The organism is Comamonas denitrificans, from assembly GCF_017368815.1.
GTDB lineage: Bacteria > Pseudomonadota > Gammaproteobacteria > Burkholderiales > Burkholderiaceae_C > Comamonas > Comamonas denitrificans.
Window position 1 is genome coordinate 66987 of the sequence record NZ_JAFNME010000011.1, and the last position, 19666, is coordinate 86652.

General features: G+C 60.3%; 19 protein-coding genes and 1 tRNA gene. 13 read left to right on the forward strand and 7 right to left on the reverse strand.

The genetic code is table 11. The features are described 5' to 3' along the window. The first annotated feature begins 64 nt into the window (after positions 1 to 64). Positions 65 to 544, forward strand: coding sequence for an RrF2 family transcriptional regulator (locus J1777_RS06805; RefSeq protein ID WP_207575059.1), 480 nt, complete (start codon positions 65 to 67; stop codon positions 542 to 544). 34 nt (positions 545 to 578) lie between these two features. Here J1777_RS06805 and ilvD read toward each other — a convergent pair whose 3' ends face one another. Both ilvD and J1777_RS06815 read right to left on the reverse strand, forming a co-directional pair. Next, positions 579 to 2435, reverse strand: coding sequence for a dihydroxy-acid dehydratase (gene ilvD, locus J1777_RS06810; RefSeq protein ID WP_207575060.1), 1857 nt, complete (start codon positions 2433 to 2435; stop codon positions 579 to 581). 135 nt (positions 2436 to 2570) lie between these two features. Next, positions 2571 to 2834 carry a TIGR04438 family Trp-rich protein gene (locus tag J1777_RS06815; RefSeq protein ID WP_207575061.1) on the reverse strand — a complete coding sequence of 88 codons (264 nt, stop codon included), beginning with the start codon at positions 2832 to 2834 and terminating at the stop codon, positions 2571 to 2573. 127 nt (positions 2835 to 2961) lie between these two features. Here J1777_RS06815 and J1777_RS06820 point away from each other — a divergent pair, with 127 nt between their 5' ends. The 3 genes from J1777_RS06820 (at position 2962) to J1777_RS06830 (ending at position 7700) form a co-directional block, all read left to right on the forward strand. Next, positions 2962 to 4890 carry a propionate--CoA ligase gene (locus tag J1777_RS06820; RefSeq protein WP_207575062.1) on the forward strand — a complete coding sequence of 643 codons (1929 nt, stop codon included), beginning with the start codon at positions 2962 to 2964 and terminating at the stop codon, positions 4888 to 4890. Between the two features lie 94 nt (positions 4891 to 4984). After that, positions 4985 to 6373, forward strand: coding sequence for a phosphomannomutase/phosphoglucomutase (locus J1777_RS06825; RefSeq protein ID WP_207575063.1), 1389 nt, complete (start codon positions 4985 to 4987; stop codon positions 6371 to 6373). A gap of 28 nt (positions 6374 to 6401) precedes the next feature. Beyond that, positions 6402 to 7700, forward strand: a complete 1299-nt coding sequence (locus tag J1777_RS06830; RefSeq protein ID WP_207575064.1) for a 3-deoxy-D-manno-octulosonic acid transferase — start codon at positions 6402 to 6404, stop codon at positions 7698 to 7700. 41 nt (positions 7701 to 7741) lie between these two features. Here the strand turns inward: J1777_RS06830 and J1777_RS06835 are convergent, their stop codons facing one another. The 5 genes from J1777_RS06835 to J1777_RS06855 form a co-directional block, all read right to left on the reverse strand. Then, complete coding sequence (locus J1777_RS06835) at positions 7742 to 8563, reverse strand: hypothetical protein (protein WP_207575065.1); 822 nt, start codon at positions 8561 to 8563, stop codon at positions 7742 to 7744. A 51-nt stretch (positions 8564 to 8614) separates the two neighbouring features. After that, complete coding sequence (locus J1777_RS06840) at positions 8615 to 10381, reverse strand: GGDEF domain-containing protein (protein ID WP_207575066.1); 1767 nt, start codon at positions 10379 to 10381, stop codon at positions 8615 to 8617. A 145-nt stretch (positions 10382 to 10526) separates the two neighbouring features. Continuing rightward, positions 10527 to 11165 carry a Crp/Fnr family transcriptional regulator gene (locus tag J1777_RS06845; protein WP_207575067.1) on the reverse strand — a complete coding sequence of 213 codons (639 nt, stop codon included), beginning with the start codon at positions 11163 to 11165 and terminating at the stop codon, positions 10527 to 10529. A 9-nt stretch (positions 11166 to 11174) separates the two neighbouring features. After that, positions 11175 to 11357: a hypothetical protein gene (locus tag J1777_RS06850; RefSeq protein WP_207575068.1), complete on the reverse strand. Its 183-nt coding sequence runs from the start codon at positions 11355 to 11357 to the stop codon at positions 11175 to 11177. A 1-nt stretch (position 11358) separates the two neighbouring features. Next, positions 11359 to 11435 (reverse strand) — tRNA-Arg (locus J1777_RS06855). A 254-nt stretch (positions 11436 to 11689) separates the two neighbouring features. Between J1777_RS06855 and J1777_RS06860 the strand changes: the two genes are divergently transcribed. From J1777_RS06860 to J1777_RS06900, 9 genes are all read left to right on the forward strand, one after another. Further along, positions 11690 to 11977 carry a ComEA family DNA-binding protein gene (locus J1777_RS06860; RefSeq protein ID WP_341352943.1) on the forward strand — a complete coding sequence of 96 codons (288 nt, stop codon included), beginning with the start codon at positions 11690 to 11692 and terminating at the stop codon, positions 11975 to 11977. Positions 11978 to 12093: 116 nt separating this feature from the next. Continuing rightward, the gene (locus J1777_RS06865; RefSeq protein ID WP_207575070.1) at positions 12094 to 15018 is read left to right on the forward strand and encodes a monovalent cation/H+ antiporter subunit A; all 2925 of its coding nucleotides are present in this window, start codon (positions 12094 to 12096) and stop codon (positions 15016 to 15018) included. A gap of 6 nt (positions 15019 to 15024) precedes the next feature. After that, positions 15025 to 15390: a Na+/H+ antiporter subunit C gene (locus J1777_RS06870; RefSeq protein ID WP_207575071.1), complete on the forward strand. Its 366-nt coding sequence runs from the start codon at positions 15025 to 15027 to the stop codon at positions 15388 to 15390. Further along, positions 15390 to 17087 (forward strand): monovalent cation/H+ antiporter subunit D, encoded by a 1698-nt coding sequence (locus J1777_RS06875; protein WP_207575072.1) that lies wholly within the window; start codon positions 15390 to 15392, stop codon positions 17085 to 17087. The genes J1777_RS06870 and J1777_RS06875 overlap by 1 nt, the downstream gene beginning before the upstream one ends. Continuing rightward, positions 17084 to 17575 carry a Na+/H+ antiporter subunit E gene (locus J1777_RS06880; protein ID WP_207575073.1) on the forward strand — a complete coding sequence of 164 codons (492 nt, stop codon included), beginning with the start codon at positions 17084 to 17086 and terminating at the stop codon, positions 17573 to 17575. Before J1777_RS06875 ends, J1777_RS06880 begins: the two co-directional genes overlap by 4 nt. Next, positions 17572 to 17862 (forward strand): K+/H+ antiporter subunit F, encoded by a 291-nt coding sequence (locus J1777_RS06885; protein WP_207575074.1) that lies wholly within the window; start codon positions 17572 to 17574, stop codon positions 17860 to 17862. Before J1777_RS06880 ends, J1777_RS06885 begins: the two co-directional genes overlap by 4 nt. After that, positions 17859 to 18248: a monovalent cation/H(+) antiporter subunit G gene (locus tag J1777_RS06890; protein WP_207575075.1), complete on the forward strand. Its 390-nt coding sequence runs from the start codon at positions 17859 to 17861 to the stop codon at positions 18246 to 18248. The genes J1777_RS06885 and J1777_RS06890 overlap by 4 nt, the downstream gene beginning before the upstream one ends. Beyond that, complete coding sequence (gene crcB / locus J1777_RS06895) at positions 18249 to 18644, forward strand: fluoride efflux transporter CrcB (RefSeq protein WP_207575076.1); 396 nt, start codon at positions 18249 to 18251, stop codon at positions 18642 to 18644. A 62-nt stretch (positions 18645 to 18706) separates the two neighbouring features. Then, the gene (locus tag J1777_RS06900; RefSeq protein WP_207575077.1) at positions 18707 to 19585 is read left to right on the forward strand and encodes an LOG family protein; all 879 of its coding nucleotides are present in this window, start codon (positions 18707 to 18709) and stop codon (positions 19583 to 19585) included. Positions 19586 to 19666: the final 81 nt, after the last annotated feature.

Below are 19666 nucleotides of genomic sequence, written 5' to 3' on the forward strand. Positions count from 1 at the left end.
GCGACATTCATAGAATGTGTAACCATTGAAAAACTACATTTATAAAAAATATACCTTTAACGCTATGCGCCTGACTTCTTTAACTGATTTTGCTTTGCGCCTGCTCATGTACGTGGCGCAAAACCCCGACCGTTTGTGCACGATTTCGGAAGTCGCCCAAGCACAGCGGATTTCCCAAACCCACCTGATGAAGGTGACCCACCAACTGGCCCTGCAAGGCTGGCTAACCACCGTGCGCGGCAAAGGTGGGGGGATTCGCCTGGCCCATGCCCCAGAAGACATTCGCATTGGTGCAGTGGTGCGCAGCATGGAGCCCAGCTTGGCCTTGGTGGAGTGCTTTTTGGCCGATTCCAACAGCTGTTTACTGGCCGGCAATTGCCGCCTGACCGGTGTTTTGGATGGGGCCCTTAAAGCCTTCCTGACGCATTTGGACCAATTTACGTTGGCCGATTTGCTGCCCGGCCTGCCCCACCTGCACGCACCAGCGGAGCAGAGCATTGCGGCCTTCATGCACAAAGCCAAAAAGGAAGAAAGCCAGGGCTAAATCCTGGCTTTCTGGGTATCGAACGCGCCGGCGTTTAATCCAGCAACGAAAGATCGCGCACCGCGCCGGTGTCGGCGCTGGTGACCAGCTTGGCGTAGGCTTTCAGCGCCGCCGAGACCTTGCGCGGGCGGGGTTGGGCAGGCTTCCAGCCTTTGGCATCTTGCGCCGCGCGGCGGCGGGCCAGCTCCTCATCGCTGACCAGCACGTTGATGCTGCGGTTGGGGATGTCAATGCGGATGCGGTCACCGTTTTGCACCAAGCCAATCGTGCCACCAGCGGCCGCCTCGGGCGAGCAGTGGCCAATCGACAGGCCCGAGGTGCCGCCGGAAAAGCGCCCATCGGTCAGCAGTGCACACGCCTTACCCAGGCCCTTGCTCTTGATGTAGCTGGTGGGGTAGAGCATTTCTTGCATGCCGGGGCCGCCTTTGGGGCCTTCGTAGCGCACGATGACCACATCGCCCGCCTTGACCTTGTCGCTCAGGATGTTGGCCACGGCCTCGTCCTGGCTTTCAACCACGTGGGCCGGGCCTTCAAATACCAGAATGGAATCGTCCACCCCGGCGGTTTTCACCACGCAACCATTCAGGGCGATGTTGCCCACCAAGATGGCCAAGCCGCCTTCTTTACTGAAAGCGTGCTCGTACGAGCGGATGCAGCCCAGGGCACGGTCCAGATCCAGGCTGGGCCAGCGGGCACTTTGGCTAAAGGCCACCTGCGTGGGAATGCCACCGGGGCCGGCTTTGAAGAAGGTGTGTACGGCTTCATCCTGGGTGCGCACCACGTCCCACTGCGCCAGGGCTTCGCCCAGGGTCTTGGCGTGCACGGTGGGCACATCGGTGTGCAGTTTGCCCGCGCGCTCCAACTCCCCCAGGATGGCAAAAATGCCCCCGGCGCGGTGTACGTCTTCCACGTGGTATTTCTCGGTATTGGGCGCGACCTTGCACAGCTGCGGAATCACGCGCGAGAGGCGGTCAATGTCTTGCATGGTGAAGGCGATCTCCGCCTCTTGCGCAATGGCCAACAGGTGCAAGATGGTGTTGGTCGAGCCGCCCATGGCAATGTCCAGCGCCATGGCGTTTTCAAAGGCCTTGAAACCCACCGAACGCGGCAGGATGCTGGCATCGTCGCCTTCGTAATACTGGCGGGCCAGCTCAACGATGCGCCGCCCGGCGCGTTTGAACAAGCCTTCGCGGTCGGCGTGGGTGGCCAGCAAGGTGCCATTGCCCGGCAGGGCCAGGCCCATGGCTTCGGTCAGGCAGTTCATGGAGTTGGCGGTAAACATTCCAGAGCATGAACCGCAGGTGGGGCAAGCGCTGCGCTCCACTTCAGCCACTTCTTCATCGCTGGCATGCTCGTCCGCTGCCATCACCATGGCATCGATCAAATCGAGCTTTTTCGCGTGGAAGGTTTTGGTTTCGGGCTTGAGCAGGGACACCTTGCCCGCCTCCATGGGCCCGCCCGAGACAAAAATCACCGGAATATTCAGGCGCATGGCAGCCATCAACATGCCCGGGGTGATCTTGTCGCAGTTGGAGATGCACACCATGGCATCGGCGCAGTGGGCATTGACCATGTATTCGACCGAGTCGGCAATCACATCGCGGCTGGGCAGCGAGTACAGCATGCCGTCGTGGCCCATGGCGATGCCGTCATCGACGGCAATGGTGTTGAATTCTTTGGCCACGCCACCAGCGGCCTCGATCTCGCGGGCGACCAGCTGGCCCATGTCTTTGAGGTGGACATGCCCCGGCACGAACTGGGTGAAAGAGTTCACCACGGCGATGATGGGCTTTTGAAAGTCGGCATCTTTCATGCCAGTGGCACGCCACAGGGCGCGGGCACCGGCCATATTGCGGCCAGCGGTGGAGGTTTTAGAGCGGTAAACGGGCATAGCAAGTCTCTTGTAAAGCCAAAGGCCTGTCTGCAGCAGGCCCAAGGTTTCAATTATGTCCCAGTCCTTTTGTCGGAGACTGGCCTGCATTGCTGCCAAGGCGCGGCTGCCGCCTGCGCCATTAGCGACACCGCATCAGCGCCGCTGGCGTTGGGAGGCATGGCCCAGGGCCTCACGGGCTTTGCGCTGGCGCTCTTTTTTGCGCTCGTCAATCCGCTCTTGCGCTTTGCACCGGGTCAGCCCCGAAAAATCTGCGTAGGCCCACCACGCGGCGGTCAGCCCAAACATGCCAATCACCCACCACCAGGACAGCTGCGCCAGCCAAGTGAAACTCACAATTTCTTGCTGCACCAAGGCTTTGAGCACCGCCAAAAGAACTGCAACGGAAAACAACCACATAGCTACTCCTAGGGGAAAACCCACAAAAATGTCATCCTATTCCCAAGCTGGCACTGCGCTTGTCAGCCTTGCGCAAGCTTTATCCACCCAGAATGCAAAAAAACCACACTCTATGGAGACCCCCGCAATGCCCCAACCCACCAGCCCTGGCGATTACGCCGATTTTTACCGCCAATCGATTGCGCCAGACACTCGCGAGGCATTTTGGCTAGAACAAGCCCGTGCCATCGACTGGCACCAAGCGCCCCAGCAGGCCTGTGATTACCACAACCCGCCCTTTGCCCGCTGGTTTGCCGATGGCCAGCTCAACCTGTGCCACAACGCCGTTGATCGCCACTTGGCCCAGCGTGCGGACCAGCCGGCCATCATCGCCGTATCGACCGAGACCAACACCGAGCGCGTTTACACCTTTGCCCAGCTGCACGAAGAAGTGCAGCGCATGGCCGCCGTGCTGCAATCGTTTGGCGTGGGCAAGGGCGACCGGGTGCAAATTTACATGCCCATGATTGCCGAAGCGGCCTTTGCCATGCTGGCCTGCGTGCGCTTGGGTGCCATCCACAGCGTGGTGTTTGGCGGCTTTGCCTCGGTCTCGCTGGCCTCGCGCATCGACGATGCCCAGCCCAAGGTGGTGATCAGCGCCGATGCCGGCTCGCGCGGCGGCAAAGCCATTGCTTACAAGCCCTTGCTGGATGAAGCCCTGCAGCTGGCCAAGCACAAACCAGCGGCGGTGCTGCTGGTCGATCGCGGCCTGGCCCCCATGCCGCTGCAGGCTGGGCGCGATCATTTATGGAGCACTTTGCGCACGCAGCCACAGTTTTCAGAGGCAAAAGTGCCCTGTACATGGCTAAATTCAAGCGACCCCAGCTATATTCTTTATACCAGCGGCACCACTGGCAAACCCAAGGGCGTGCAGCGCGATACCGGCGGTTATGCCGTGGCCTTGGCATCGAGCATGCAGCACATCTTTGCGGGCCAGGCGGGGCAAACCTTTTTTTGCACCAGCGACATTGGTTGGGTGGTGGGGCACAGCTACATCGTCTATGGCCCGCTGATTGCCGGTATGGCCACCATCATGTACGAGGGCCTGCCCACCCGTCCGGATGCCGGTATCTGGTGGAGCCTGGTCGAAAAATACCGCATCAGCCACATGTTCAGCGCCCCCACGGCCGTGCGGGTGCTGAAAAAGCAAGACCCGGCGTATTTGAAAAAATACGACCTCTCCAGCCTGCAAGCGCTGTGGCTGGCCGGCGAGCCGCTGGACCAACCCACGGCCCAATGGATCAGCGGCGCGTTGCAAGTGCCCATCATCGACAACTACTGGCAAACCGAAACGGGCTGGCCCATTCTTACGCTGTGCAATGGTGTGGAGCAGCAAACCAGCCGCTTTGGCAGCCCAGGCAAAGCGGTGTACGGCTTTAACGTGAAGCTGATTGATGAGGCCACCGGCCAAGCGCTGACCGAGCCCAACCAAAAAGGCGTGCTGGCCATGGAAGGGCCGCTGCCACCGGGCTGCTTGCAAACTGTGTGGGGCGACGATGAGCGCTTCGTCAATACCTACTGGAGCAGCATCCCAGGCCGCCAGATTTACAGCACCTTTGACTGGGGCATCCAAGATGCCGATGGCTATTACTTCATTCTGGGCCGCACTGATGACGTGATCAACGTGGCCGGCCACCGCCTGGGCACCCGGGAGATTGAAGAAAGCATCAGCAGCCACAACGGCATTGCCGAGGTGGCGGTGGTCGGCGTGGCCGACAAGCTCAAGGGCCAGGTGGCCATGGCCTTTGCCGTGGCCCGCGATGCCAACCAGGTGGCCACGGCGGAGGGACAAGCCGCCCTGGAGGCCGAAGTCATGAAGCAAGTGGACAGCCAACTGGGCGCGGTGGCCCGCCCCGCCCGGGTGCTGTTTGTGAACCTGCTGCCCAAAACCCGCAGCGGCAAACTGTTGCGCCGCGCCCTGCAGGCCGTGGCCGAACAGCGCGACCCGGGCGACTTGACCACCATGGAAGACCCCACGGCCCTCAACCAGGTGAAAGAACTGCTGGCCACGGCATAAGCCGTTTGCCGGTGTTGGCGTGAAACAGCGCCACTACAATGCGGCGGGGCAACGATGCCCCGCTTTTTTTTGCCCCGACTCTCTCCCCCCTGACATGCACATTTCCCCCTCCATCTTCAAAGCCTATGACGTGCGCGGCATCGTGCCCAGCACCTTGAATGCCGACGTGGCCCGCGCCCTGGGCCGGGCCTTTGGCATGGCCGCCCGCCAAGCACAGCAAACCACCGTGGCCGTGGGCCGCGATGGCCGCCTGTCGGGGCCAACGTTGAGCCAGGCGCTGATCGCCGGGCTGATGGACGTGGGGGTATCGGTCATCGACATTGGCCAGTGCACCACCCCCATGCTGTACTTTGCCGCCAGCACGCTGTGCGCCAGCGGTATCCAGGTCACCGGCAGCCACAACCCCAAGGATTACAACGGCTTCAAAATGGTGCTGGCTGGGCGGGCGATTTACGGCGCTGAGATCCAAGCCCTGTACCAGCGCATCCAGGCCCAAGATTGGCAGTTGCAAGGCGGTGCCACCCTGCGCGAAGAGGACGTGCTGCCCGCTTACCGCGAGCGCATCCTGGGCGATGTCAAGCTCAAACGCCCCATGAAAATCGTCGTCGATAGCGGCAACGGCATTGCTGGGGCCACGGCACCAGGCATTTTTCGCGCCTTGGGCTGTGAAGTGATCGAGCTGTTTTCTGAGGTCGATGGCAACTTCCCCAACCACCACCCCGACCCCAGCAAGCCGGAAAACCTGCGTGACTTGATGGCCGCGCTGGAAAATTCGGATGCCGAAATCGGCCTGGCCTTTGATGGCGATGGCGACCGCCTGGGCATCGTCACCAAAGATGGGCAAAACATCTTTCCTGATCGCCAGTTGGTGCTGTTCGCCCAAGATGTGCTCTCGCGCAATCCCGGCGCACCGATTCTGTTTGATGTGAAATGCAGCCAGCAACTGGCCCCAGCCATTCGCGCTGCCGGGGGCGTACCGCACATGTACAAAACCGGCCACTCGCTGGTCAAAGCCCGCATGAAAGAGCTGAACGCCCCGCTGGGCGGCGAGATGAGTGGCCACATCTTTTTTAAAGAGCGCTGGTACGGCTTTGACGATGGCACCTACGCCGGCTGCCGCCTGCTGGAAATTGTCAGCGCCCACGCCAACCCCAGCGCCGTGCTCAATGCCCTGCCCCTTTCGCACAGCACCCCTGAGCTGAACGTGGCCTGCGCCGAGGGCGAGCCGCACGCCCTGGCCGCCCAACTGCAAGCCCTGGCCCCCCAGGCGTTTGCCGCCCCGGCGGAGATCTCCACCATCGACGGCCTGCGCGTCGATTGGCCCGATGGCTTTGGCCTGATCCGCGCCAGCAACACCACCCCGGTGCTGGTGCTGCGCTTTGAAGGGCAAACGCCCGAGGCGCTGGCCCGCATCCAAGCGCAAATGCTGGCCCTGCTGCACCGCGTCAAGCCCGAAGCCCAGATTGGCGGAGCCGCCCACTAAAGCCCGCCCCACAGAAAAACGCCCGCCGATGTCGATTGCCCGCACTTTGTACAGCTTGCTCACGTGGGCAGCCCAACCGCTGCTCAAGCGCAAACTGCGCCGCCGGGCCCAGGCCGAGCCGGGCTACGCCCAGGCCGTGCCCGAGCGTTTTGGCTACTACTGCCCAGACACGCTGGGGCGCGATGGGGCGGGGCAATGGGTGTGGATACACGCCGTCTCCCTCGGGGAAACCCGGGCCGCAGCCCTGCTCATCAACACCCTGCGCACCAACCTGCCGCAGCTGCGCCTGCTGCTGACGCACAGCACCGCCACCGGGCGGGCCGAGGGGCAAAAACTGCTGCTGCCAGACGATGTGCAAGTCTGGCTGCCCTGGGACACCCCGGCAGCGGTGCAGCGCTTTTTGCAGCAATTTCAGCCCCTGGTGGGCGTGCTGATGGAGACCGAAGTCTGGCCCAACCTGGTCGCCGGCTGCCAGCGGGCGGACGTGCCCTTGGTGCTGACCAATGCGCGGCTCAATGCCCAATCCTTTGCCGGGGCCAAGCGCTGGTCGGCTTTGTCCCGCCCGGCGTACGCCGCCTTGGCCGCCGTGCTGGCCCAAACCACGCAAGATGCCGAGCGCTTGCGGCAGTTGGGTGCGCCGCAGCCGTCGGTGTTGGGCAATTTAAAGTTTGATGTGCAGCCCGACCCGGCCTTGCTCGCCTTGGGTGCTTCCTGGCGCTCGGCCAGTCGCCGCCCCGTGCTGCTGCTGGCCAGCTCGCGCGAGGGCGAGGAAGCCCTGTGGCTGCAGGCTTGGCGCAGCACGCCCGCCGCCCAGCAAGTGCAATGGCTGATCGTGCCGCGCCATCCGCAGCGCTTTGATGCGGTCGCGCAGCTGCTGGCCGACGCGGGCCTGCGTGTGGCCCGGCGCAGCCACTGGGGCGAACGCCTGCCACCGCACAATGTGGATGTCTGGCTGGGCGACAGCCTGGGCGAAATGCCCCTGTACTACGCCAGCGCCCACGCCGCCCTGCTGGGGGCCAGCTTTGCCCCGCTGGGCGGGCAAAACCTGATTGAAGCGGCCGCCTGCGCCTGCCCCATTGTGCTGGGGCCGCACACCTTTAACTTTGCCCAAGCGGCCGAACAGGCCTGCGCCAGTGGTGCGGCGGTGCGGGCCAGCGATATGCACGACGGCGTGCACCAAGCCCTGAACTGGCTGTACGACAGCGATGCCCTAGATGCCGCCCACCAAGCCGCGCTGGCCTTTGCCCAAGCACACCGGGGTGCCGCCCAAGCCCAAGCCCAGGCCATTGTGCGCGTAATGCTGCAAAAGAAGTATTCAAATCCATAGCTGTTTACGCTTGCTGGATAAGCGCTAGAGGCCAAAAAGACTTATATTTTTTTATCTGCTGGCGCTTCTGGCACGGGGTACACCATCTCCCCGGTAAACAAAGAGGCATCCAGGCGTGCCTGCCAATAGGCCAAACGCGCGTCATGGCGGGCCGTGATGGCATCGTCAATTTCTTTTTTGTGCACACTGGAAAACGCCTCCAGCTCGTGCACGAGCGCGAGCATTTGGGCTTCCAGGTCTTCAACTTCTGCGGCCAGTTGCTGCTCCCAAGTGTTCATTCCGTCGTGCACATACAGTGCCGACGCATTGGCACCTTCGACAGCGGCAATCGCCTGGCTGGCCGCTTCGTGCAAATGCTGCAAGGCCTGAAAGTCTTGCATCCGCTCGGCAAACCGTGTGTGCAAGATGGTTTGCAAATGCTGCTCCGCCTCTAAATAATGGCTGCGGCACAACTCGACCTGTGCTTGGCGCATGCGCCGCTCATGCCGCGTGCGCGGGCCCTCCAGGCGAAACAAGACGGCAAACACCACCACCGCCACCAGCCCATATTCCAGCAACCATTCCACCGGAATCTGCCAAGCCCCCCAAGCCAGCAACGCCGTACCGGCCCAGGCCAGGGCATACATGCCATGCCCTTCCCAGCGCACGGCCCTCGGCAAAGGGATCGGCCCCAACTTAATCAACATGTGCAGCCGCAGCCCCGGCACGGCGGGCATGGTGGGCAGCTGCAGCTGGGCAAACCGCTCTTTGACCGCATCCAGCGCAACGCCAGGGACCGCGTCCTGTGCGCCAGCGCCAGCAACCGTACCAGCAATACGCTGCCAAGCACTGCGAGCACGTTGCCAAAGATGGGTAATTTTCATGCGTGAGGTTTCTTGAAAACCCTTAGTATGGCCCGAGAAAAGCCCGTTTGCTTACAGCATGCCCACAACCACCTGCGCCTTGCCTTTGCGTTTGGCCTGGTAACAAGCCATATCGGCAGCGCGCAAAATGCTGGGCCCGTCATGCAGCCGCGCATCCCACGCCACCACCCCAATGCTGATGCTGATCCAGTGCTTTTCGCCTTGCCACTGGGGCTGCCAATCGTGAACCTGCTGGCACAGCTGCTCACCAATCATCAGCGCGTGGGCCTGCCCCACGGTGGGCAAAATAGCGGCAAACTCATCGCCCCCTAAGTGCACAGCGCGGCCAATGGGCAAGACTGTCTGGCGCAAAAGCTGCCCAATCCAAGCGAGCACCTGATCGCCAAAAGCGCGGTCCACGGCTTCGTTGAGCGCCCCCAAGCAGTCAATGTCAATGAACAGCAAGCTACCCGTGGCCGGTTGCGGGTGCGCTGCCTCCTCCTGGCGCTGGTAATGCTGGTGGTGCGCTTGGAGCCAATGCAGCAAGTCCTCCTGCGCCACAACCCCGGCCTGGGCTGGGTTGGTGCAGATCGGCAACTGACTCCAATGTGTCCACAACTGCCATACGGTTGCAGCTGTGGCATCGCACGCATCGTCTGTCGTGTCCAAACGGTAAGCCGACACCTCCACCCATACCGCCGCGCCATCGGCCTTGCGCAATGGCACCCAGCCACGGTAATGCCCATGGGTCAGCACCGCCTGCTGTATGGTGTGTTGCTGGGAATGCTCCAGCAGCAGATAGTGCAGCCACGCCCCGGTCAAAAATTCAGGGGCATAGCCCAGCAAGGTGCAGGCATGGGCATTGGCCGCTTGAATCAACGGCCCTTGCACCACCCACATCGCCCCAGGGCTGGCTTGTAAAAATCCATTCCAGCGCAGCGCACTATTGCGCTTGGGAGTGGCATGTGCCCGCACCCCCCTGGGGCCCGCTGAGGCCCCCTGCCCGCCGATGCGCCATTGGTGGCGCACCCCGTACGCCACCGCCATGCACAGCACCAGCCCTAACAGCACCAGCCCCTGCCACGGCCATACCAAGGCCGGTGCTGCTGCCGTAAGCTGACTTTGCAACACCCAAGCCGGCGCAGCCAAAGCCAAGGTCTCTACCGCCAGCGCAGGTACGGTTTTTTGCACCCCATCCTGCATCTGTGACTGCAGTGACCAGCCGGAGTCTTTGTCTTGCAAACTAAAAACCCAGTCTGCGGCCCCCTCGGTTGAATCCAAAAAATTCGGCAACAACAAGCTTGGCGGCAACTGCGTTCGCGCCAGCAACATCCCGGACAACTGCCCCTGAGAATTGCGCAGCGGCTGCACCCACGTCAGCTGTACCCATTCGGCCTGCCGTGCTTGTGCGGCCACTGCCAGCCCACCTTGCGCTTGCGCGCGCTGCAACAAACGGTGCTCAACGGGCGAAAACGACGCAGCTGCGCCGCTGGGGTGCGGTTGCATGGGCACCAGCGTTTGGGCCGGGCCATCCAGCGGCACAAAAAAAACGGACTCAAACCCGGCGGCAAAGATTTTCTCGTGCTGCACCCGCTCCAGCCCATGCGTTTGCACCAAATGCACCATGCCCAAAAGCACGCGCTGGTAGCCCTCCAAACGCAAGGTCAGCTGCTGCGCCCAGGCTTGCAAAATGAAGCGCTGCTGGCCTTGCTGTTGCTGCTGCCACTGCGCCTGCGATGTTTGCCAAGTCAAAGCCGCCCCGCCAATACCGGCCAAAACAATGGCCAGCCAGACGGCAGCAATCACGCCAGAGGCACCGGCCCTGGGGGAGCGCGCCATCCAATGCTGAAATTGCTGAAAAGGGGAAAGAATAAATGCCACGCCCCACTATAAAAACAGGGGAACGCGGCATTGCAGGGGTAGAACCCTTGGACAGGGCCTAGGAAAAACCTTGAGAGGTACGCAAAAACCCCAAGCCCAGCACCTACGCCATTGCAGCCATGCTCTGCAGTGCAGCGGGCTGAGGCAGGCTCAACACCTTGCCCCGGCCGGTAATCAAGCCATGCTCGCGCAATTGGCGCAGCACGCGTGAAAAAGTCTCAGGCGCAATCCCTAGCTGGGCGGCAATCGAGCGTTTGCGCTGGTGCAAGGTGACCGACAAGGTGCCATTGCCCACCGCCTGGGCATGGCGCAACAGCCACTGGGCGAAACGTGCCTCGGCCGCTTGGGCTAAACGGCTGACGGCGGTCTGTGCCTGCTGGCAATACCCTTGCGCCATGTCACGCACCAGCGCCTGGGCAGAGGCTGGCAAGGCGCTTAAGCTGTCTTGAAAATCCTGCAGCGATACGCGCTTGATCCACACCCGGGAATCACTGACGATGTCCATCGGCGCGGGCGTTTGTGCCAGTGCAAACGCTGCATCCAGCCACACGGGGCCTTCCACCAAAGAGAACAGGTGGCGCATTTTTTTCTTCTGATCGTCTTCACACACGCCAAAAGCCACGCGGCCACTGTCCAAGTACAGCACAGAGTCCAGTGGCTGGCCTCGGGCGCGCAAAACTTGGCCAGCACCAAGCACTTCGGTCTTGGCAAAAAGTTCAAAATTCGGGGATAGGTACAACATAATTCCCGACTATGCCCCTCTACTATTCACCGCGATTTGAGCCATATCAATCATTTTTTTCTTGACTGGCAAAGCAAGGGTTTCCCTTGGAAAGGCGTTCCAAGACTTTTTTGCCAGTCTGGCCACAGATTTCGCGATAAATACTTGCCAATGCAAAAAGCCCTGAAGTTTTTTTACTTCAGGGCTTTGCATCTGGCGCGGCTGGCAGGAATCGAACCCACGACCCCTTGGTTCGTAGCCAAGTACTCTATCCAGCTGAGCTACAGCCGCCAAGGCCGCGATTGTATGCCCTTTTTTGCTACCGAAAAAGATAAATCGCCAGCATGCCGGCATAAAAAGCGCGCAAAACTATGGCTTAGTTTGCTGCTTTGTCACCCCCGTAAAGATCCTAAGTATCTATCAATAATAAAAAATCTAGCATCCATTCCCGCAGCACGTGCTGTATCTATGTAAAGGAAATTGGGATGCTCAAAAAATTATTCGCCCTGTGTTTCGTACTGTTTTGCAGTTGGAGTTGGGCTGCAGTGGATGTCAATAAAGCGACTGAGGCCGAGTTGGTGCAAATCAAAGGCATTGGCCCCGCCATTGCCAGCACTATTGTCGAGACCCGCAAGCAAGGTGCTTTTAAAAGTTGGGATGATTTCATCGCCCGGGTCAAAGGAATTGGTCAAACCAATGCGGACAAATTTTCTCAAGGCGGCCTGACGGTGGATGGCAAAGCGTTTAAAACCGCCCCCGAGGCAGCAGCCAACGACAAAGCAAAAACAGTAGCTAAGACCGCTGCAGAACCCAGTGCTGCGGCCAAAAAATAGTAAAAATTTTTCTGAGTCGGTTATCCTTATCGCCCGCAGTTTGCGGGCTTTTTTGCCTCTAAACTCTTTGCGCTGGCCGTTGCGCTTTTTCTCCCACCTCTTTTACCCTGCTTGTCATGCCCTTGATTTTGCTGATCATCCTGCCCTTTGTCGGCAGCCTGCTCGCAGCCGTATTACCGGCCAACGCCCGCAATACGGAATCAACCTTGGCCGGCATCATCAGCTTGGTCTGCACGGTGCAAGCGGCACTGCTCTTTCCCGAGATTGCCAATGGCCAGGTTCTGCGCCAAGAAATTGCGTGGCTGCCCAGCCTGGGGCTTGATTTTGTGGTGCGCATGGACGGCTTTGCCTGGATGTTCAGCATGCTGGTGCTGGGCATAGGCACCTTGGTGGTGCTTTATGCCCGCTACTACATGTCCCCGGCCGATCCGGTGCCCCGGTTTTTCTCCTTCTTATTGGCTTTTATGGGGGCCATGATGGGGGTGGTGCTCTCGGGCAATGTGCTGCAGTTGGCTTTCTTTTGGGAGCTGACCAGCATTTTTTCCTTTTTACTGATTGGCTACTGGCACCACCGCCAAGATGCCCGCCGTGGGGCGCGCATGGCGCTGACGGTGACCGGCACCGGCGGTTTGTGCTTGCTGGCCGGGCTGCTCATGCTGGGGTCGATGGTGGGCAGCTACGACCTGGATGCCATCTTGCAAGCGGGCGCTAGCATTCACCAGCACCCCTTGTACACCCCCATGCTGGTGCTGGTGCTGCTCGGTGCCCTGAGCAAGAGTGCGCAGTTTCCTTTTCACTTTTGGCTGCCACACGCCATGGCGGCCCCCACCCCCGTTTCCAGTTATCTGCACTCGGCCACCATGGTCAAAGCCGGGGTGTTTTTAATGGCGCGGCTGTGGCCTGTTCTCAGTGGCACCGACGAATGGTTTTGGATTGTCAGCAGCGCAGGTGCGGCCACCTTGCTGCTGGGCGGGTATGTCGCCTTGTTTCAAAACGACCTCAAGGGGCTGCTGGCCTACTCCACCCTCTCCCACCTGGGCTTGATTACTTTGCTGCTGGGGCTCAACAGCCCTTTGGCAGCCGTGGCCGCAGTGTTTCACATCATCAACCACGCAACATTTAAAGCCTCACTCTTTATGGCGGCCGGCATTGTGGACCACGAAAGCGGTACGCGCGATATCCAGCGCCTGTCAGGGCTGCGGCGCATGATGCCGATGACCAGCACCTTGGCCTGCGTGGCCAGTGCTGCCATGGCCGGGGTGCCACTGCTCAATGGTTTTTTATCCAAGGAGATGTTTTTTGCCGAAACCGTTTTCCTGGATGCTGCGCCCTGGGTGCGTATTCTTTTGCCCTTGGTAGCGACCTTGGCCGGCATGTTTAGCGTGGCTTATTCGCTGCGCTTTACGGTGGATGTATTTTTTGGCCCAGCGGCGACTGATCTGCCCCGCAAACCGCATGAACCGGCGCATTGGATGCGGGTGCCGGTAGAGCTGCTGGTACTGATTTGCCTGGTGGTGGGCATTTTTCCGGCCTTGGCCGTGGGCGATATTTTGCGGGCTGCGGCCACGCCGGTGGTCGGCGGAGTGCTCCCTGAATTTAGCTTGGCGATTTGGCACGGGATCAATACGCCACTGATCATGAGTGTGATTGCCTTGCTGGGCGGCATTGCCTTGTTTGGCAGTTTGCACTGGCTGCGCAGCCGCGCCGTGCTCGGGCAGCGCACCCCGGTGCTGCACCGCTTCAGTGGCAAGCGGGCATTTGAAAACTTGCTGGCCCGCCTCAGCTGGCTGGCCCGCGCCTGGCGCCGGGGCCTGACCACCCAGCAATTGCAATGGCAGATGCTGTGGCTGCTGCTGCTTACCCTCGTGGCTGGGGCATTACCCCTGCTGCTGCGCGGTATGCAACTGGGGCAGCGCAATGATTTACCCCTATCACCCGCCTTTGCAGCGCTGTGGGGCCTGGGCGCTTTGTGCGCATTGGGCGCGGCCTGGCAAGCCAAATACCACCGCATGGCGGCACTGATCATGCTCGGCGGTGCGGGGCTGGTGACGTGCATTACTTTTCTGTGGTTCTCGGCCCCCGATTTGGCCTTGACGCAATTGGTCGTAGAAATCGTCACCACGATTTTGATTTTGCTTGGCCTGCGCTGGCTGCCACGGCGCGATCAAACCCTGGCACCTTTGACTGCCCAGACCAACTACCGCGCCCGAGTGCGCCGCATACGTGATTTTTTGATAGCTGTTAGCGCAGGACTGGGTTGCGCTTGGCTGGCTTTTGCCATGATGAGTCGCCCATTTCCTGAGAGCACTTCTACATTTTTCCTAGAAAAGGCCCTGCCTGAAGGCGGCGGCACCAACGTCGTCAATGTCATGCTGGTGGACTTCCGGGGCTTTGACACCTTTGGCGAAATTGTGGTGCTGGGCATTGTGGCGCTGACCATTTACGCGCTGCTGCGGCGTTTTCGCCCGGCCCGTGAAACCATGGATTTGCCCGAGCAGCAACGCTTTTTGGCCGGTGACTTGCAAACCGATTTACTCAACCCGCGCAATGCCCAAGACACTGCCATCGGCTACCTGATGGTGCCGGCTGTGCTGGTGCGCCTGCTGCTGCCCTTTGCCACCATGGTGGCCGTGTACATCTTTTTGCGCGGGCACAACGAGCCCGGTGGGGGGTTTGTCGCTGGCTTGGTGTTTTCCGTGGCCTTGCTGCTGCAATACATCGTCTCGGGCACGCAATGGGTGGAGGCGCACTTGCCACTGTTCCCACGCCGCTGGATTGGGGTGGGCTTGCTGCTGGCGGTGGCCACCGGATTGGGCTCTATTGCCGTTGGCTACCCTTTTCTCACCAGCCACAGCTTTCACTGGACGCTGCCGGTATTGGGTGAAGTACACCTGGCCAGCGCCACTTTTTTTGACCTGGGTGTCTTTGCCCTGGTCGTAGGGGCGACGCTGCTGATTTTGACGGCGCTGGCCCACCAATCGGTGCGAGCCCATCGCTACCACTCGCGCTTACTCGAAGAGTCTGTGCTGCCCAAGGATTAATTCACCATGGAAACCGTTTTAGCTTTAGCCATTGGGGTGCTGGCCGGATCAGGGGTCTGGCTGCTGCTGCGCCCGCGCACGTTTCAATTGATCATTGGCCTGTGCCTGCTGTCCTATGCCGTCAATTTATTCATCTTCAGCATGGGGCGCAAAGGCTTGGCCATTGCCAAAGAGCCGGTGCTGCACCTGGGCGTGCCGGAAAACCTCAGCAACTACGCTGATCCCCTGCCCCAGGCGCTGGTACTGACGGCCATCGTCATCGGATTTGCCATGACGGCGCTATTTTTGGTGGTGCTGCTGGCCTCGCGCGGCATGGCGGGCACCGACCATGTCGATGGCATCAAAGCGCAAGATGCGCAGGAGATGCTTTGATGCCCGACCTCTGGCTCTGGCTGGGCACCTGGATGCCCCACCTCATGCTTGTCCCCATCCTGCTGCCCATGACAACCGGGGCGTTGATGTTGCTCTTAAAAGAAGAGCATCAGCGCAGCAAAATCATGCTCAGCACCCTCTCGCTCGTGCTGGGGCTGGTGGTAGCCATCGCCCTGCTGCACTGGAGCAGCCAGCACCCCACCCCCGGCGTGTACCTGTCGGGCAACTGGGCTGCGCCCTTTGGCATTAGTTTGGTGTTGGATCGCCTCTCTGCCCTGATGCTGGTGCTGACCTATGCGATTGCCCTGGCCGCCAGCGTGTTTGCCATGGCCCGCTGGTACAAGGTGGGGGTGCATTTTTATGTGCTGTTTCAGTTCCAGCTCATGGGTTTGGCCGGGGCCTTCTTAACGGGGGACTTGTTCAACCTGTTTGTTTTTTTTGAAATCATGCTGGCCGCATCGTATGGCCTGCTGCTGCATGGCTCCGGCAGGCTGCGGGTGCAAGCGGGGCTGCACTACGTTGCGATTAATTTGGTGGCTTCTTCGCTGCTTTTGATCGGTACCTCCATGCTGTATGGCCTGACGGGTACGCTGAATATGGCCGATTTGGCCCAACAAATCCCCCTGGTGGTCGAAGCCGATCGCGCCCTGCTGCACTCGGCTGCGGCAATTTTGGCAACCGCCTTTTTGATTAAAGCGGCCGTCTGGCCCGTGAACTTCTGGCTGGTGCCCGGCTACAGCGCCGCCACTGCGCCGGTGGGGGCCTTGTTTGCCTTGATGACCAAAGTGGGCGTGTACACCTTGCTGCGGCTGTGGACGCTGATGTTCTCCAGCAGCGCTGGAGCCTCGGCGTTATTTGGTGGGCAATGGCTGATGGTGGGGGGCATGGTCACCATGCTGGTCGGGGCCATCGGCATGCTGGCCGCCACCCGCCTGACCTATTTGGCCGGATATGCTGCCATCACCTCCTCGGGCACCTTGCTGGCCGCCACCGGATTTGGTGAACCGGCGCTGCTGGCGGGCCTGTTGTATTACCTGCCCAGCTCCACCTTGGCCGTGGCCATTTTGTTTTTACTGGCCGATGCCATTGACCGCTGGCGCACCCACGGCACCAGCCAAATTGATCTGGATGATGAGGAAGCGCCCTTCCTCAGCCACGAATTGCTGGTCACCGACCACATGAATTTGGACGATGAAGAGCAGGCCCTGATTGGCCGCCCCATTCCGGCTGCCGCAGCGTTTTTAGGCCTGGCGTTTTTACTGTGCACCTTGGTGGTCGCGGGCCTGCCGCCACTGTCGGGGTTTTTAGGGAAATTGGCCATGCTCACCGCCTTGCTGCCACTGACCTCGGCCGTGGGCAGCCCGCTGCTGCTTCCGACGGCCAGCACCTGGATCTTTTTTGCCTTGCTCATCGGGTCAGGGCTTTTGGCATTGATTGCCCTCACCCGTGCTGGGATTCGCCATTTTTGGGCCGCCCATGAGCGCGCTGCCCCTGAGATTCGGCTGACTGAAGGCCTGGCCATTGCCGCCTTAACCGCCTTGGTGTTGGCGCTCACCATTCATGCCCCCAGCGCCCTGCACTACACCAGCAGCACCGCCGCCGATTTGCACAATCCCCAGGGCTATATTGATGCAGTGCTGCAGGCGCGGCCCATCCCCAACCCAGGCGCTGCGGGCCAAGAGGAGGAAGCCCCATGAGGCAACGCTTTCTGCCTGCGCCCTTGCTCTCGCTGGCGTTGTTTGGGCTGTGGCTGTTGCTCAATCACAGCACCAGCGTTGGGCACATCACATTGGGGGCGCTGCTGGGCTGGGCCATTCCGCTGCTGACACGCGGCCTGCGGCCTTTGCCGGTGCGTGTACGCCGCCCAGGCACCATCTTGCGGCTGGCCCTGCAAGTGGTTTACGACACGTCGATGTCCAATTTCCATGTTGTGCGGTTTTTACTCTTCCCACGCTACCGCCGCCATCCGGCAGATTTTGTGCTGATTCCCCTGGATTTGCGCGACCCCAATGGCCTGGCCGTCTTGGCAATGATTGTGTGCATTACCCCAGGGACCGCCTGGGCCGAAATCTCGCGCGATCGCAGCATGTTGATGCTGCATCTGCTGGAAGTGGACGATGCCGCCAAAATTGCCGCGCACGTGAAAAGTGCTTACGAACGCCCATTAATGGAGATTTTTGAATGACCGCTGCCCTCTCTGCCCCACTGACTTGGGCACTGCCAGCAGCCATCTTGCTGCTGGCGCTGGCAATGGTGCTCACCTTGCTGCGCATGCTGCATGGCCCCACAGCACAAGACCGCGTACTGGCGCTCGATTGCATGTACTTAAACGGCATGCTGCTGGTGCTGGTGCTGGCCATGCATTACGCCTCGGAGGTGTACTTTGAAACCGCCTTGCTCATCGCCCTATTTAGCTGCGTAGGCACCACAGCCATGGCCAAATTTTTGCTGCGTGGCGAGGTGATTGAATGAGCGCCACCGATTTTCCGCTCTGGCTGCAGTGGCTGATTGCTATTTTCGCCTTGCTCGGTGCCGCCGTGGCCCTGCTTGGCTCCTGGGGTTTGCTGCGGCTGAAAACCTATTACGAGCGCGTTCACGCCCCTGCCATCATTGCCACCATGGGCTGCTGGCTCATCATGTGGGCCAGCACAGCGTTTTATTTAGCCTCCGATACAGGGCCGACTTTTGCCACCTTATTAATTGCCGTTTTTGTGGCCGTCACCGTGCCCATCTCCACCATTTTCTTGATGCGGGCCGCCCTGTTTCGTGATCGCCGTGCCCACCGTGCCGTGCCGCCCAGCATCAGCAGCACCAGCCTGGCGCGTACACCACCACCGCCCCCGGCAAAGTTGTCTTAAATGCTGCAAGTGATCGCCATTTGTGCCGGGGCCTCAATCGGTGCCTTGGCGCGTTGGCACCTGGGCCTGTGGCTCAGTGCCCCCGGGCAGCTGCCTTGGGGAACACTGTGGGCCAATGCCATTGGCGGTTATTTGATCGGCCTGGCCATTGCCTGCCTAGAAGCGTTTCCGCAGCTTGATCCGGTTTGGCGCTTATTTTTTATTACTGGGTTTTTAGGGGCACTGACCACTTTTTCCAGCTATAGCGCCGAAGTGTTTCACCTGCTCCATACCGGGCGTTGGATGGTGGGCCTGCTGTGGACGGCCGCCCATCTATTGGCCTCCATCACTTTAACGGCTGCCGGCTGGTACTGTGCGCAAGCGTGGTTGGCAAAGTTCAGCGGATCTGCAGTCTAAAATTAAGCATAGCTGCTAACGCTTGCTCAACAAGGGCAAATGCCTCAAAAGGATTAAAAAAAATGACTCCTGCACTCTACGAACGCTCCTTATTAGAAGATTTAGCCCCCTTGGAAGGCCCCAACGCTACCCGTGATCTGAGCACCGCCGACCCCACCGAGCCCGACACCTACCGCCTGGCCTTTGCCGATCCAGAATTCATGGCCCGCCGTGAAACCCGGGGCATTCGTTTTCAGCTGGAACTGCTCAAACCCGATTTGGACCAGCAGGCCATGGGCATTGAGCACACGGTTGTGGTGTATGGCAGTGCCCGCTTCGTAGATTTAGAGACGGCCACCCAAGCGTTGCAGCAAGCCCAGGCCAGTGGCGATGCCCAAGCCCTGGCCCTGGCTGAGCGTGACATGCGCAATGCCCAGCGTTACGAGGCCGCCCGTCGCTTTGCCTACTTGGTTGCCCAGTACAGCAAACACCACCCCACCAATCAACGCGTGTACGTCTGCACTGGCGGTGGCCCAGGCATCATGGAAGCGGCCAACCGGGGCGCTTACGATGCCGGAGCCCCAACCATCGGGCTCAATATCCTGCTGCCCCACGAGCAGCACGGCAACCCCTACATCAGCCCGGGCCTGAGCTTCAAATTCCACTACTTTGCCCTGCGCAAAATGCACTTTTTGATGCGGGCCAAGGCGCTGGTGGCATTCCCCGGCGGGTTTGGCACCATGGATGAGTTGTTTGAAGTGCTCACCCTGGTGCAAACCACCAAGATCAAACCCGTCCCCATCGTGCTGTACGACTCCAAATTTTGGAAACGCTTGTTTAACTTTGAACTGCTCGTCGAAGAAGGGGCCATCAGCCCTGAAGATTTAACACTGTTCCAATACGCCGACACCCCCGAAGAAGCCTGGCAAATTTTTAAAGACTTCTACCAGCTCAAAGACTGAGCGCTACCGGTCTGCAAACGTATCACGCCCCAGCAGCCAGGGCAGGCGTGATGCGACCCCCACCATGGCCCCCACCCCCCC

Excerpts from the sequence above, each read along its gene's own strand:
- crcB (WP_207575076.1), top strand. The coding sequence starts at position 18,249 with ATGCTGCAAGTGATCGCCATTTGTGCCGGGGCCTCAATCGGTGCCTTG.
- J1777_RS06900 (WP_207575077.1), top strand. The coding sequence starts at position 18,707 with ATGACTCCTGCACTCTACGAACGCTCCTTATTAGAAGATTTAGCCCCC.
- ilvD (WP_207575060.1), bottom strand. The coding sequence starts at position 2,435 with ATGCCCGTTTACCGCTCTAAAACCTCCACCGCTGGCCGCAATATGGCC.
- J1777_RS06820 (WP_207575062.1), top strand. The coding sequence starts at position 2,962 with ATGCCCCAACCCACCAGCCCTGGCGATTACGCCGATTTTTACCGCCAA.
- J1777_RS06845 (WP_207575067.1), bottom strand. The coding sequence starts at position 11,165 with ATGTTGTACCTATCCCCGAATTTTGAACTTTTTGCCAAGACCGAAGTG.
- J1777_RS06865 (WP_207575070.1), top strand. The coding sequence starts at position 12,094 with ATGCCCTTGATTTTGCTGATCATCCTGCCCTTTGTCGGCAGCCTGCTC.
- J1777_RS06870 (WP_207575071.1), top strand. The coding sequence starts at position 15,025 with ATGGAAACCGTTTTAGCTTTAGCCATTGGGGTGCTGGCCGGATCAGGG.
- J1777_RS06850 (WP_207575068.1), bottom strand. The coding sequence starts at position 11,357 with ATGCAAAGCCCTGAAGTAAAAAAACTTCAGGGCTTTTTGCATTGGCAA.
- J1777_RS06830 (WP_207575064.1), top strand. The coding sequence starts at position 6,402 with ATGTCGATTGCCCGCACTTTGTACAGCTTGCTCACGTGGGCAGCCCAA.
- J1777_RS06880 (WP_207575073.1), top strand. The coding sequence starts at position 17,084 with ATGAGGCAACGCTTTCTGCCTGCGCCCTTGCTCTCGCTGGCGTTGTTT.
- J1777_RS06805 (WP_207575059.1), top strand. The coding sequence starts at position 65 with ATGCGCCTGACTTCTTTAACTGATTTTGCTTTGCGCCTGCTCATGTAC.
- J1777_RS06875 (WP_207575072.1), top strand. The coding sequence starts at position 15,390 with ATGCCCGACCTCTGGCTCTGGCTGGGCACCTGGATGCCCCACCTCATG.
- J1777_RS06840 (WP_207575066.1), bottom strand. The coding sequence starts at position 10,381 with ATGGCGCGCTCCCCCAGGGCCGGTGCCTCTGGCGTGATTGCTGCCGTC.
- J1777_RS06890 (WP_207575075.1), top strand. The coding sequence starts at position 17,859 with ATGAGCGCCACCGATTTTCCGCTCTGGCTGCAGTGGCTGATTGCTATT.
- J1777_RS06815 (WP_207575061.1), bottom strand. The coding sequence starts at position 2,834 with ATGTGGTTGTTTTCCGTTGCAGTTCTTTTGGCGGTGCTCAAAGCCTTG.
- J1777_RS06825 (WP_207575063.1), top strand. The coding sequence starts at position 4,985 with ATGCACATTTCCCCCTCCATCTTCAAAGCCTATGACGTGCGCGGCATC.
- J1777_RS06885 (WP_207575074.1), top strand. The coding sequence starts at position 17,572 with ATGACCGCTGCCCTCTCTGCCCCACTGACTTGGGCACTGCCAGCAGCC.
- J1777_RS06835 (WP_207575065.1), bottom strand. The coding sequence starts at position 8,563 with ATGAAAATTACCCATCTTTGGCAACGTGCTCGCAGTGCTTGGCAGCGT.